At 56.4% G+C, this 11859-nt stretch carries 14 protein-coding genes and 2 pseudogenes; 15 read left to right on the top strand and 1 reads right to left on the bottom strand.

Annotation, left to right across the window (positions count from 1 at the left end):
* Nucleotides 1-3 precede the first annotated feature (3 nt).
* The 14 genes from BLW97_RS00825 to tatC all read left to right on the top strand — a co-directional run bounded on the left by BLW97_RS00825 (nucleotide 4) and on the right by tatC (nucleotide 10134).
* Nucleotides 4-246: a BolA family protein gene (locus BLW97_RS00825; protein WP_226825878.1), complete on the top strand. Its 243-nt coding sequence runs from the start codon at nucleotides 4-6 to the stop codon at nucleotides 244-246.
* 34 nt (nucleotides 247-280) lie between these two features.
* A complete protein-coding gene (grxD, locus tag BLW97_RS00820; RefSeq protein WP_010640654.1) occupies nucleotides 281-604 on the top strand; it encodes a Grx4 family monothiol glutaredoxin in 324 nt (107 codons plus the stop codon).
* 19 nt (nucleotides 605-623) lie between these two features.
* On the top strand, nucleotides 624-1901 hold the full coding sequence (gene murA / locus BLW97_RS00815) for a UDP-N-acetylglucosamine 1-carboxyvinyltransferase (protein WP_075322042.1): 1278 nt from the start codon (nucleotides 624-626) through the stop codon (nucleotides 1899-1901).
* On the top strand, nucleotides 1898-2545 hold the full coding sequence (gene hisG, locus BLW97_RS00810) for an ATP phosphoribosyltransferase (RefSeq protein ID WP_024893445.1): 648 nt from the start codon (nucleotides 1898-1900) through the stop codon (nucleotides 2543-2545). The genes murA and hisG overlap by 4 nt, the downstream gene beginning before the upstream one ends.
* Nucleotides 2542-3843, top strand: a complete 1302-nt coding sequence (gene hisD, locus BLW97_RS00805) for a histidinol dehydrogenase (protein ID WP_075322041.1) — start codon at nucleotides 2542-2544, stop codon at nucleotides 3841-3843. The genes hisG and hisD overlap by 4 nt, the downstream gene beginning before the upstream one ends.
* The gene (hisC, locus tag BLW97_RS00800) at nucleotides 3840-4910 is read left to right on the top strand and encodes a histidinol-phosphate transaminase (RefSeq protein ID WP_075322040.1); all 1071 of its coding nucleotides are present in this window, start codon (nucleotides 3840-3842) and stop codon (nucleotides 4908-4910) included. Before hisD ends, hisC begins: the two co-directional genes overlap by 4 nt.
* Nucleotides 4907-5506, top strand: coding sequence for an imidazoleglycerol-phosphate dehydratase HisB (gene hisB / locus BLW97_RS00795; RefSeq protein WP_075322039.1), 600 nt, complete (start codon nucleotides 4907-4909; stop codon nucleotides 5504-5506). The genes hisC and hisB overlap by 4 nt, the downstream gene beginning before the upstream one ends.
* Nucleotides 5503-6168 (top strand): imidazole glycerol phosphate synthase subunit HisH, encoded by a 666-nt coding sequence (hisH, locus tag BLW97_RS00790; RefSeq protein WP_075322038.1) that lies wholly within the window; start codon nucleotides 5503-5505, stop codon nucleotides 6166-6168. The genes hisB and hisH overlap by 4 nt, the downstream gene beginning before the upstream one ends.
* 39 nt (nucleotides 6169-6207) lie before the next feature.
* On the top strand, nucleotides 6208-6936 hold the full coding sequence (gene hisA, locus BLW97_RS00785) for a 1-(5-phosphoribosyl)-5-[(5-phosphoribosylamino)methylideneamino]imidazole-4-carboxamide isomerase (RefSeq protein WP_075322037.1): 729 nt from the start codon (nucleotides 6208-6210) through the stop codon (nucleotides 6934-6936).
* Nucleotides 6937-6940: 4 nt separating this feature from the next.
* A complete protein-coding gene (gene hisF / locus BLW97_RS00780) occupies nucleotides 6941-7702 on the top strand; it encodes an imidazole glycerol phosphate synthase subunit HisF (protein ID WP_024893450.1) in 762 nt (253 codons plus the stop codon).
* A 78-nt stretch (nucleotides 7703-7780) separates the two neighbouring features.
* A complete protein-coding gene (gene hisIE, locus BLW97_RS00775) occupies nucleotides 7781-8473 on the top strand; it encodes a bifunctional phosphoribosyl-AMP cyclohydrolase/phosphoribosyl-ATP diphosphatase HisIE (protein WP_075322036.1) in 693 nt (230 codons plus the stop codon).
* Nucleotides 8474-8548: 75 nt separating this feature from the next.
* Nucleotides 8549-8773 carry a Sec-independent protein translocase subunit TatA gene (tatA, locus tag BLW97_RS00770; protein ID WP_010640672.1) on the top strand — a complete coding sequence of 75 codons (225 nt, stop codon included), beginning with the start codon at nucleotides 8549-8551 and terminating at the stop codon, nucleotides 8771-8773.
* A gap of 6 nt (nucleotides 8774-8779) precedes the next feature.
* The gene (tatB, locus tag BLW97_RS00765; protein WP_075322035.1) at nucleotides 8780-9178 is read left to right on the top strand and encodes a Sec-independent protein translocase protein TatB; all 399 of its coding nucleotides are present in this window, start codon (nucleotides 8780-8782) and stop codon (nucleotides 9176-9178) included.
* 128 nt (nucleotides 9179-9306) lie between these two features.
* Complete coding sequence (gene tatC, locus BLW97_RS00760) at nucleotides 9307-10134, top strand: twin-arginine translocase subunit TatC (RefSeq protein ID WP_075322034.1); 828 nt, start codon at nucleotides 9307-9309, stop codon at nucleotides 10132-10134.
* A gap of 129 nt (nucleotides 10135-10263) precedes the next feature.
* On the opposite strand, the pseudogene BLW97_RS00755 reads toward tatC, so the two are convergent.
* A pseudogene (locus BLW97_RS00755) lies at nucleotides 10264-11000 on the bottom strand (IS110 family RNA-guided transposase); the annotation flags it as partial.
* Between the two features lie 138 nt (nucleotides 11001-11138).
* Here BLW97_RS00755 and BLW97_RS00750 point away from each other — a divergent pair.
* Nucleotides 11139-11859 (top strand): annotated as a pseudogene (locus tag BLW97_RS00750) (IS256 family transposase); the annotation flags it as partial.

The raw sequence follows: 11859 nt of genomic DNA, 5'->3' as shown, positions 1-11859 counted from the left end.
AACATGATCAAATCACTTATTCAGCAAGAACTCCCGGATGCCCTGGTAGAAGTACAGGGAGATGACGGTGCCCATTTTGAAGCACTGGTCATCTCGGCTACTTTTACCGGTTTGTCCCCTGTCAAACAACATCAGCGGGTTTATGCCGCTCTGGGTGAAAGCATGCGTGAAGAAATTCATGCGCTTTCCCTGCGCACTCTCACCCCTGAACAGGCCGAGCAGATCCGTCATTCTGCCCAGCACTGAAACCATCCACGCCCGACACGTCACGAGGATTACCATGGCTACGATTCAAGAACTCATTCAGGAACAAGTTGAAAAACACCCTGTTGTGCTTTACATGAAGGGCAACCCCCGCGCGCCTCAGTGCGGATTCTCGGCGCGCGCCATACAATTGCTGCAACAGTCGGGAGTGAAGGAATTATTCACTGTGGACGTTCTCGCCGATCCCCAGATTCGCGACGGTATCAAGCAGTTTTCCAGCTGGCCAACCATTCCCCAGTTGTATATTCAAGGTGAATTTGTCGGCGGCTCCGACATCATGTCTGATCTCTACCAGCAGGGCGAACTCCAGAAGCTGGTGGAAAAAGCCCAAAACGCCTGAAAGGTTAGCATCGACCCTTATGGATAAACTGCTGCTGCGTGGTAATGGCCCCCTGCGTGGCGAACTACGGATTTCCGGGGCCAAAAATGCGGCGCTGCCCTGCCTCGCTGCCACCTTGCTGGCAAAAGAACCCGTACAGCTTCGTAATATCCCACATCTCCGGGACATTACCACTACCCTGGAACTCCTCAGTACCCTCGGGGCCAGAGTCCTGGTGGACGGTCAACTCGGTATCGAAGTGGATCCCCGGCCGGTGCACTCGCTGGTGGCTCCCTACGAGCTGGTAAAAACCATGCGAGCCTCCATTCTGGTGCTCGGCCCACTCCTCGCCCGTCATGGTTCTGCTGAAGTCAGCCTGCCGGGAGGCTGCGCCATTGGTAGTCGTCCCGTCAGTGTCCACCTGAGCGGTTTGCAGGCCCTGGGTGCGGAAATTACGGTGGAAAATGGCTTTGTCAAAGCCAGGGCGGCAAAACTCATCGGCGCCCGGATTGTCATGGAAATCGTTTCTGTCACCGGCACCGAAAACCTGCTCATGGCCGCGACACTGGCCGAGGGGCACACCACGCTCGAAAATGCGGCCCGCGAGCCCGAAATTGTGGATCTTGCCCGCTGTCTGAATGCCATGGGCGCGCGCATTTCCGGGGCGGGCACTTCGGTCATTGAGATAGAAGGTGTCAAAGAATTACATGGTGCCGAACACAGCGTGGTGGCTGATCGCATTGAAACCGGCACTTATCTGGTCGCCGCAGCCATGGCCGGGGGCGATGTCTGCCTCAAACGTACTGACGCCAGTCTCCTGGAAAGCGTCATCCTCAAATTGCGTGAAGCCGGGGCAGAGGTAACAACCGGCGCCGACCTGATTCGCCTGCGCATGAAGCAGCGACCCAAGGCCGTAGACATTCGTACCGCCCCTTTTCCTGCTTTCCCAACGGACATGCAGGCGCAGTTCATGGCCCTCAATTGCATTGCCGAAGGCAGCGGCGTAATTACGGAAACGATCTTTGAAAATCGCTTCATGCACGTTTCCGAATTGCAGCGCCTCGGGGCGGAAATTACCGCCGACGGTAAAACGGCGGTAGTCCGGGGTGTTCCGAAGTTGCGCGGCGCACCGGTCATGGCCACCGATCTGCGTGCCTCTGCCTGCCTGGTTCTGGCTGGTCTGGTCGCTGAAGGGGAAACCCTGATCGACCGGATTTATCATCTTGATCGTGGCTACGAAGTCATTGAAGAAAAACTGGGCGCTCTTGGCGCGGATATTCGACGTATCAGCAATAGTGGTCTCAGGAGCACATCATGAATACCGGCATCACCATCGCCCTGTCCAAGGGCCGTATTCTTCAGGAAGCCATTCCGTTATTTGCCGGTGCGGGCATCGAACTGGCCGAAGATCCCGATGAATCGCGCAAACTCATCATTCCCAGCACCGATCCGCAAGTGCGTTTTCTGGTGATTCGTGCCAGCGATGTCCCTACCTATGTGACCTGGGGTGCTGCCGATGTCGGTATCGCCGGAAAAGATGTGCTGCTCGAACAGGAAGGACTGGATTTGTATGAACCGCTGGACTTGCGCATTGGCCTATGTCGCATGTCCGTGGCAGAGCCTGCCGCGCTGGCTGCCACCGATGCCCCGCAACGCTGGGAGCGGGTGCGGATTGCCACCAAATACCCGCACATTACCCGGGACTATTTTCATAGTCGTGGGGTGCAGACCGAAATCATCAAATTGTACGGCAGCATGGAGCTGGCGCCTCTGGTCGGACTGGCGGATCGTATTGTCGATCTGGTTTCCAGCGGTCGGACGCTTCTGGAAAACGGCCTCGTCGAAGTCGAGGAAATCATGCCGATTTCCAGCCGCCTGGTAGTCAATCGGGCCGCCATGAAACTCAAGCGCCGCGCCATTGAACAGCTGATCACCCAACTGGAGGCACAGGTCCGCTCATGAATCGTCTCGACACCAGCGACTCTGATTTCACCCGGCAGTTTCATGCCCTGCATGATTGGGATGCCAATCTCGATGATCAGGTAGAAGGCCGGGTCAGGGAAATTGTCAATGCTGTGCGCGATCGGGGGGATGCCGCCTTACGGGAATTTACCGAACGCTTCGATGGTTTGAGCACCGCTTCTGCAGCTGACCTGGAAATACCTCGGACGGCTCTGGAACAGGCTTTAAACAGCCTGGAACCCTTGCAGCGTGCGGCCCTGGAAGAAGCCGCCCAACGTATTCGCGCCTATCATGAACATCAGCGTAGCGAGAGCTGGAGTTTCAGCGAAGATGATGGTACCCGGCTCGGCCAGCGCATTTTGCCCTTGTCCCGGGTAGGCATTTATGTGCCCGGCGGCAAGGCCGCCTACCCCAGCTCGGTACTGATGAACGCCATTCCTGCCCACGTGGCTGGAGTTCAGGAGATCATCATGGTTGTCCCTACCCCCAAAGGTCAGGTGAACTCCTGGGTATTGGCCGCTGCCGCCATTGCCGGGGTGCATCGGGTGTTTTGCGTGGGTGGGGCCCAAGCCGTTGCTGCACTGGCTTATGGAACCGAAACCGTTCCTGCCGTCGACAAAATCGTCGGTCCCGGCAATATTTATGTCGCCACGGCCAAGCGTATGGTTTTTGGTCGGGTAGGCATCGACATGATTGCCGGCCCCAGCGAAATCCTGGTAATTAGTGATGGGTCTGCGCCTGCAGAATGGCTGGCCTGGGATCTTCTGTCTCAGGCAGAACACGATGAAATTGCCCAGAGTATTTTCATCAGTTGGGATGACGCTCACATTGACGCTGTGGTCAGCGCAGTGGATCAGGCTCTGAGCGTGCTCGACCGCGCCCCCATCGCCGGTAAAAGCTGGGCGGATCGTGGGGCGGTCATCCGCGTGCGTGACCGTGCCGAAGCCTGCGAGGTCGCCAACAGGATTGCCGCAGAGCATCTGGAGCTGGCAGTAGCTGATCCGGAAAGCTGGCTGCCCGACATTCATAATGCGGGCGCCATATTCATGGGTATTCATAGTTGTGAGGCACTGGGTGATTATGTAGCGGGACCCAATCATGTTCTGCCCACCGGTGGCAGTGCCCGGTTTTCCTCGCCGCTGGGTGTTTATGATTTCGTCAAACGCAGTAGCCTCATTCAGGCCAGTGCGGCTGGCGCTAACACGCTCGGCCAGCTGGCCGAGCGTCTGGCGCTGGGTGAAGGGCTGACCGCTCATGCCCGTTCTGCAGCCTGTCGCGTCACGGACCGGCAAAAATGAATAGCCGGACGCTGATGGAAGTTCTGCTGCGCCCGGAACTGCTGGCCAGCAAAGCTTATGCAGTCGCACCCAGCACCGGCCTGATCAAGCTGGATGCCATGGAAAATCCCTATGGGCTCCCCGATCTGCTGCGCGAGGCCTGGCTGGAAAGTCTGAGCGATGCCCCCATTAACCGTTATCCTGATCCCCACCCCGACCGCCTGATTACTGCCCTCAAAAAGCATATCGGCCTGCCTGCGGGGGTTGAACTCATGCTCGGCAACGGCTCCGATGAACTGATTCAGATTCTGGTGACCGCTGTGGCCGGAACAGGTCGGCCGATCATGGCGGTTGATCCCAGTTTCGTCATGTATCGCCTGCTCGCCGAGCAACTGGGACTGCCCTTCATCGGCGTGCCCCTGGATGCGGAATTTCAGCTGGATTTGCCCGCCATGCTCCGGGCCATCGCCGAACACCAGCCCGCCATCGTGTTTCTCGACTGGCCCAATAATCCCAGCGGCAGCCTGTTCCCGGAAGCCGACCTCGAGGCCATTATCCAGGCGGCTCCCGGTCTGGTGGTTGTGGATGAAGCCTATCATGCCTTCAGTCAAACCACTTTTGCCGGTCGACTCGGACAATATCCCAACCTGCTGCTGTTGCGTACGCTTTCCAAAGAAGGTCTGGCAGGACTCCGCCTCGGCATGCTGGCAGGGCCATCCGCCTGGATTCAGGAACTGGACAAATTACGTCTGCCCTACAATATCAACATCCTGACTCAACGCAGTGCCGCCTTTTATCTCCAGCACAGCACCGTACTCGATGAACAGGCGGATATTCTGCGCGCCGAACGAGACAGGATGTTCAAGACCATCTCCGCCATGGGCCTGGCAGTCTGGCCCAGTGCCGCCAATTTCCTGCTTTTCCATACGCCCGGAAAAGCGGCAGAAATTTACGCAGGTCTGAAAAACGGGGGGATATTGATCAAAGCCTTTACAGGCCACCCCCGTCTCGGCGACTATCTGCGGGTGAGTGTCGGCAAACCTGCCGAAAACAGCCGTTTTCTCTCCGTACTGGAGTCATTACTGTGAAGCCGCGCCAAGCTGAAGTCGAAAGAAACACCCTTGAAACCCAGATTCGCGTCCAGATCAATCTGGATGGCTCGGGACAGGCGGATCTGCATACCGGTCTGCCTTTTCTCGACCACATGATTCATCAGATTGTGCGTCACGGGCTTTTTGATCTGAGCATTCAGGCTCAGGGCGATCTCGACATTGATGCCCATCATACGGTCGAAGACATCGGCATCACGCTGGGTCAGGCTTTTGCTCAGGCCGTGGGGGACAAATCCGGCATCCAGCGCTATGGACACGCTTATGTGCCTCTGGACGAAGCCCTGTCACGGGTGGTTGTGGATCTGTCCGGCCGTCCAGGCTTGGTGTTTGCCGTAGAATTCCCGCGTGCCCAGGTTGGCGGCTTTGATGTGGATCTTTTCCATGAGTTTTTTCAGGGATTCGTCAACCACGCCATGCTCACCCTGCATCTGGATGCCTTGCGCGGCCGTAATACCCACCACATTGCCGAAACCCTGTTCAAGGCCTGTGGTCGCGCCCTGCGCATGGCGGTCAGCCGCGACCCCCGAATGGCCGGTAATATCCCCAGTACCAAAGGAACCCTGAGCCTATGAACGGCACCAGGGTGGGCATTATTGATTACGGGATGGGGAACCTCTATTCCGTAGCCAAGGCCGTGGAATACCTGGGCGGTAAAGCCGTTGTCAGTGATCAGGTGAGTGAACTGGCCACTACGGATCGCATTATTTTCCCCGGTGTTGGTGCCTTCGGGGATTGTATGGCGGCATTGGAAGCGCGCGAACTCAGCGATTTTGTCCGCGTAGCTGCCCAGACCCGCCCCTTTCTGGGCATCTGTCTGGGCATGCAGATGCTGATGGACAGCAGTGAAGAACATGGCGAACATGCGGGTCTTGGCCTCCTGCCGGGCCGCGTCATCCCCTTTCCCGAAGAAGCCCTGCACAGCGCCGATGGTCGTCGCCTGAAAATCCCGCATATGGGCTGGAATGAGTTGCATCAACTGGTGGACCATCCGCTGTTCGCTGGCGTTCCGCAAAATGCCCAGTTTTATTTTGTGCATTCGTATTACGTGGAGCCTTCTGCCCCGGAAATCCTGGCGGCTTTCAGCGATTACGCTTTTCCTTTCTGCGCAGCAGTCGCGGCGGACAATCTTTTTGCCATGCAATGTCACCCGGAAAAAAGTGGCAGCGCCGGCCTGCGCCTGCTCGGCAATTTTCTTGCCTGGGATGGAGACTGCGGCTCCCAATGTGCCATCTGAGCTGATTTTGCGGAAAAATTTTTTACGGAGGATGTTGTCATGCTGTTGATTCCGGCCATCGACCTTAAAGGCGGCAGTTGTGTGCGCTTGCGCCAGGGACGCATGGAAGACCATACCATTTTTTCTGATGATCCGGTTGCCACGGCCCAGCGCTGGGTAGAAGGTGGTGCGAAACGTCTGCATATTGTTGATCTGGATGGAGCCGTACAGGGTGAGCCGGTCAATGCCAAAGCCATCGCGGCCATTTGCGAACGTTTTCCAGACCTGGAAATTCAGGTTGGTGGTGGCATCCGCAGCGAAGAACAAATTGAAACCTACATCCAGGCGGGGGTGCGCTATGTCATTATCGGCACCCAGGCCGTCAAGGCACCGGGCTTCGTCCGCGATGCAGCCGTCAGCTTTCCCGGCCACATCATGGTCGGCATTGACGCCCGGGATGGCAAGGTAGCCACCGAAGGCTGGTCCAAGCTGTCCCGCCACGATCCCGTGGATCTTGCCCAGCATTTTGCTGCCGATGGCATCGAAGCCATTATCTACACTGATATCAGCCGCGACGGCATGTTGAGTGGACCCAATATACCCGCCACGGTAGCACTGGCGCAGGCCGTCCCGGTTCCGGTCATCGCCTCGGGAGGCATTGCCGACCTCGACCAGGTGCTGGCTCTCAAAATCCACGAAGACGATGGGGTAATGGGTGCTATCACCGGCCGGGCGATTTATGAAGGGACACTGGACTTTGCCAGTGCCCGCGCCCGGGCCGAGGCTTAGGGCCATGCTTTCCAGGCGCATCATTCCCTGTCTGGATATTGACCATGGCCGCGTCGTCAAAGGTGTCCAGTTCGTCGCCCTGCGCGATGCCGGTGACCCGGTAGAGGTGGCTAAACGCTACAACGACGAAGGTGCTGACGAACTGACCTTTCTCGATATTTCAGCTAGTTATGAACAAAGGGGCACCCTGGCAGAGGTGGTTTCGGCAGTTGCTGCCCAGGTATTCATCCCACTGACCGTCGGTGGCGGGGTGCGCAGCGTCGACGACATCCGCACCCTGCTGCTGGCAGGTGCGGACAAAGTCAGCATCAATAGTGCGGCCGTCAAGGAACCCGAACTGGTGCGTGCGGCGGCCCGGCGTTTTGGCAACTCCTGCATCGTGGTCGCTATTGATGCCAAACGCGTCGATGACCACTGGGAGGTATTTACCCATGGAGGCCGCCATTCCACGGGTCTCAACGCCATCACCTGGGCGCAGCAGATGGCGGACTATGGCGCCGGAGAAATCCTGCTGACCAGTATGGATCGGGATGGAACCGGTGTGGGATTTGATCTGGAGCTGACCCGCGCTGTCAGTGATGCGGTTCCGGTTCCGGTCATCGCTTCGGGTGGTGTCGGTGCCATTGAACATTTTGCCGAAGGCGTTGTGCAAGGTCATGCCGACGCCGTGCTGGCCGCCAGTGTTTTTCATTTCGGGCAGTTTCGCATTGCCGAAGTCAAAGCCGAAATGGTCAAAGCCGGTATTCCCGTGCGGGAAAGTATCTGAAAACGCCGGGTGTGCATCCAGCATCAGACATATTGCGTAGTTTATAGAGACACACATACTTCGGGGGTTTATAGCGGCATGGGTGATAACCAGTACAACGCTCTCCTGGCAGCCGTACGCTGGAATGCCGATGGCCTGGTTCCGGCCATTGCCCAGGATGCCCGCAGCGGTAGGGTCCTGATGCTCGCCTGGATGAATGCCGAAGCCTTAACAGCGACTTTGCGGGACGAGATGGGCACCTACTGGTCACGTTCCCGGCAAGCCCTCTGGCGCAAGGGAGAAAGCTCCGGCCATTTTCAGCATCTGGTCGATCTGCGCCTGGATTGTGACGGCGATACGCTGCTGATGCGGGTTATCCAGGAAGGGCCGGCCTGCCATACCGGCGAGGCCACCTGCTTTTTTCAGGGAGCGCCCGGTGCCGAAGGTTGGCAGCACCAGGCTCCGCCCTCGGGCAGCATTCTCGACAGCCTGCAGAGCACCTTACATCAACGTAGGCAGGCTGATCCCGGCCAGTCCTACGTCGCGCAACTGCTCCATGGCGGCCAGGACCGGATCCTGAAAAAAGTGGGCGAAGAAGCCACAGAATTTGTGTTGGCCTGCAAAAATCATGAGAAAAAACCGATTATTGCCGAGGCTGCTGACCTGCTGTTTCACCTGATGGTGGCTCTGGAGGAACAGGATTTGCATGTAGATGATGTCCTCGCTGAACTGGCGAAACGCGAAGGAATTTCCGGCCTGGATGAAAAAGCTGCAAGGCGTCCGCTGGCTTGACGCAACAGAATTTTTTTTCTATGGTCAAAGAGTTAGGTTGTAGCGCATAGCCCTTTCGGGGCAAGGAGAGCAGTGATGGGCGCTTTTAGTATCTGGCATTTGATTATTATTTTACTGATTGTTGTAGCCCTGTTCGGCACAGCAAAATTGCGGAATGTTGGCTCGGATCTAGGCTCTGCAATCAAAAGCTTCCGTTCTGCCGTCAAGGAAGAGGAAGAAGAGAAAAAGGATGCGAGCATTGGTCATACCATCGATGCCAGCGTTCAGCCCAGTAAAGAGCACGAAACCGTTAATCGTTGATCGGTCATGTTTGATTTCAGCTTTGGCGAACTGGCACTTCTGGGCATTATTGTTCTGCTGGTGGTCGGCCCGGAAAAAATGCCTGAAATGGCTCGAACTGCAGGCAAGTGGTACGGTGTCATGCGCCGTACCATGAATGGTCTGCGTTCTGAAGTAGAGCAGCAGCTTTTGCTGGACGATTTGCGCAAGGAAGCAGACAAGTTAAGGGATTATGCCAGTGAGGAAATTTTACCGGGTGACATAACCGCTTCTGCGTCGCTTCGGGAAACCCGTGCCAATGAGCTTGCTTCCGAAGCATCCCCTCCACAAGAAAGCGGGCCAAGACAAACGGAACTCGACATTGATGTCGTACCACCAGCCATACATTCTGATAACCTGCCTGGACCAGAAGATCGCCTGCATTGATGATGGTTCTCTACTGCTGATGGAGTAGTTATTTTCACTTTTCCCTGTATGCCTTCTATCCCTTCATACGGCCTGGATGCTTGCACACACACTTTTTTTTGTATTCCGCCTGAGGAAATTGCTTAAACATGGAGAAATTGGCGGAGAACACTTTTATTGGTCATTTGCTGGAACTGCGTCGCCGGGTACTGGTATCCGTCATCGCCATTTTTGTTGGTTTTCTAGTTTCCTATCCCTTTTCCAAAACCATTTATAATATTCTTGCTGCCCCCCTGATTGCGGTTCTGCCCAAAGGCAGTCACCTGATCTACACCAGCCTTCCCGAAGTATTTCTCACCTATATTCAGTTGTCCCTGATTTCAGGATTTGTGCTGGCACTGCCCGTAGTGCTTTATCAATTCTGGGCTTTTCTGGCTCCGGGCTTATATGAACACGAGCGCAAAGCATTTTTCCCCCTCATTTTCGCCTCGATATTTCTGTTTATTGGCGGAATGCTCTTTGCCTATTTTGTGGTGTTTCCCAATGCGTTTCGTTTTTTTACCAGTTTTTCCGGTTCAGATATCACCGCCATGCCGAAAGTGGACAGCTATTTGTCCCTGATCGTCAAGTTTTCCCTGGCCTTTGGTCTGGCTTTTCAAATTCCTATTTTGATTGTTGTTCTGGTACGCGTAGGTATTCTCCAGGTTGCGACCTTGCGGCGGAGTCGGCGCTATGCGTTTTTAGTCTGCGCCATCGCCTCAGCCGTCCTCAGCCCCCCCGATGTCATGTCCATGGTGCTGCTCCTCATCCCCATGTACATGCTCTTCGAATTGGGCTTGTTCTTCGCAGGACGCATCCGGACACCTCAGCCCATTGCAGGAAACGCGGAAGAAGATGAAACCCCTGAGCGCAGTGCTGCCGACGAAATGGATGCGGCAGAGGAGAGTTTCCGGAAGAAGGATGACGAGGAACAGTAAACAGGAACTACTGCGAGGCACCGCATTGTCTTTTCTCTTTGTAGATTCCATAATTAATGTGAAAGAGATAGGATTACGGGCACAGAAGTCCCTGGCCTGTGAGGACCATTTGACGGGATCTGAAAGCGGTTATGCCGGATCGGGCAGGAATCCGAACTTGATCAGCTTTTTATCCAGCGTGCGGCATTACGTTGTACGCTCAAGGCTTCATAATCGGTGGCGGCGTCCCGGTAATATGTGCCGCGAGAGAGCATGAAGTAGATGATGCGCAGCATTTTGTGGGCCAAGGCGATAATGGATCGTTTATGACCTCGGCGCACGACCAGGTTCTGGAATTTGGTGGGCAGAGCGCATTGGGTGCGACTGGCGGCATGGGCGCATTCGCACAAGACGCGGCGCACGTAAGGATTCCCTTTCCGGGTGCGACCACTTTTGCGCTTACCGGCCGATTCGTTGTTGCCCGGGCACAGACCGGCCCACGACGCCAGGCGATCGGCACTCCCGAAGACCTTCATATCGTCCCCGATTTCCACCAGCAATAAGGCAGCACCTATAGTATCCACCCCCGGCAAGGTCTGCAGCAAGGCCAGTGCATGCTGTTGCGGGGCCAAACCGTCCAGCAAGCGGGTATCGAAGCGCGCGATCTGCGCTTCCAGGGCTTCGATATGGTGCATCACTTCGTCCAGAACAAAACGATGGCAGGCACTCAAATCGCCCTGCAACGCATCCAGAATCTCCTCCCGGCTGGCCTTGAGGCGATGGCTCGCCAGGGACAGTACCTCCTGGGGCGTGGCGCCCTGAATCAGCGCTTTGATCATGGCGCGTGCCGATTGACCATGAATATCGCTGACCACCACGCCCAGGCGAGCTATGCTCGAAAGTGGTGTACGGGCGCGTCACAACTGGCTTGAATGAGGTGGCGTACTGTTGCTACAAAGGGTTTCCGACTCAAAGAGCAACATAAGGAGTACGCCGTGGAAAAGAATACCGTAATAGCAGGTGGGATGGGAGAGTTGGGTCTGGGCATTGAAGGGATACTTCGACGCGCGGCACGCTCTCTGATTGAGCAGGCCATAGAGGCAGAGGTGGCGGTATTGCTGGAAGAATTTGCGACGGTGCGGATGGTTGATGGGCGCCAGGCGGTCGTGCGTAATGGACACTTGCCGGAGCGCGAGATGATGACCGCCCTGGGTCCGGTACCCGTCAAAGTACCTAAAGTGCGGGACCGCTCAGGATCGGGGGTCAAATTCAATTCGGTACTGGCGCCTCCGTATGTACACAAATCACGAACGGTAGCCGCTACAGTACCTTGGCTCTATCTGCATGGGGTATCTTCCGGCCACATGCAGGAAGCCCTTTCCATTTTGCTGGGTGATGAGGCCAAGGGACTTTCACCTGCGGTGTTGGGACGTCTCAAGGCGGAGTGGGCGCAAGAGTATGCCCATTGGCAACGCCGCTCCCTACAGGGGAAGCGCTATGCTTACTGGTGGGTAGACGGTATTTATTACGAACCTCCGTGCGGAGGAGGATCCGCGTATCTGCCTGCTGGTGATTATCGGCGTGACGGCAGAGGGTAAGAAAGAGCTGGTCAGTGTCAGTGACGGCCTGCGCGAATCCAAAGCTTCCTGGCTGGAGATCCTGCGTGACCTGCAGGCGCGCGGTCTGGAGACGGCCCCTTTGCTCGCCATTGGGGATGGTGCCATGGGGTTTTGGGCCGCACTGGAT

Origin of the sequence: Acidithiobacillus albertensis (assembly GCF_001931655.1) — a bacterium.
Classification (GTDB): Bacteria; Pseudomonadota; Gammaproteobacteria; order Acidithiobacillales; family Acidithiobacillaceae; genus Acidithiobacillus; species Acidithiobacillus thiooxidans.
This window is presented reverse-complemented; position numbering and strand designations above follow the sequence as displayed.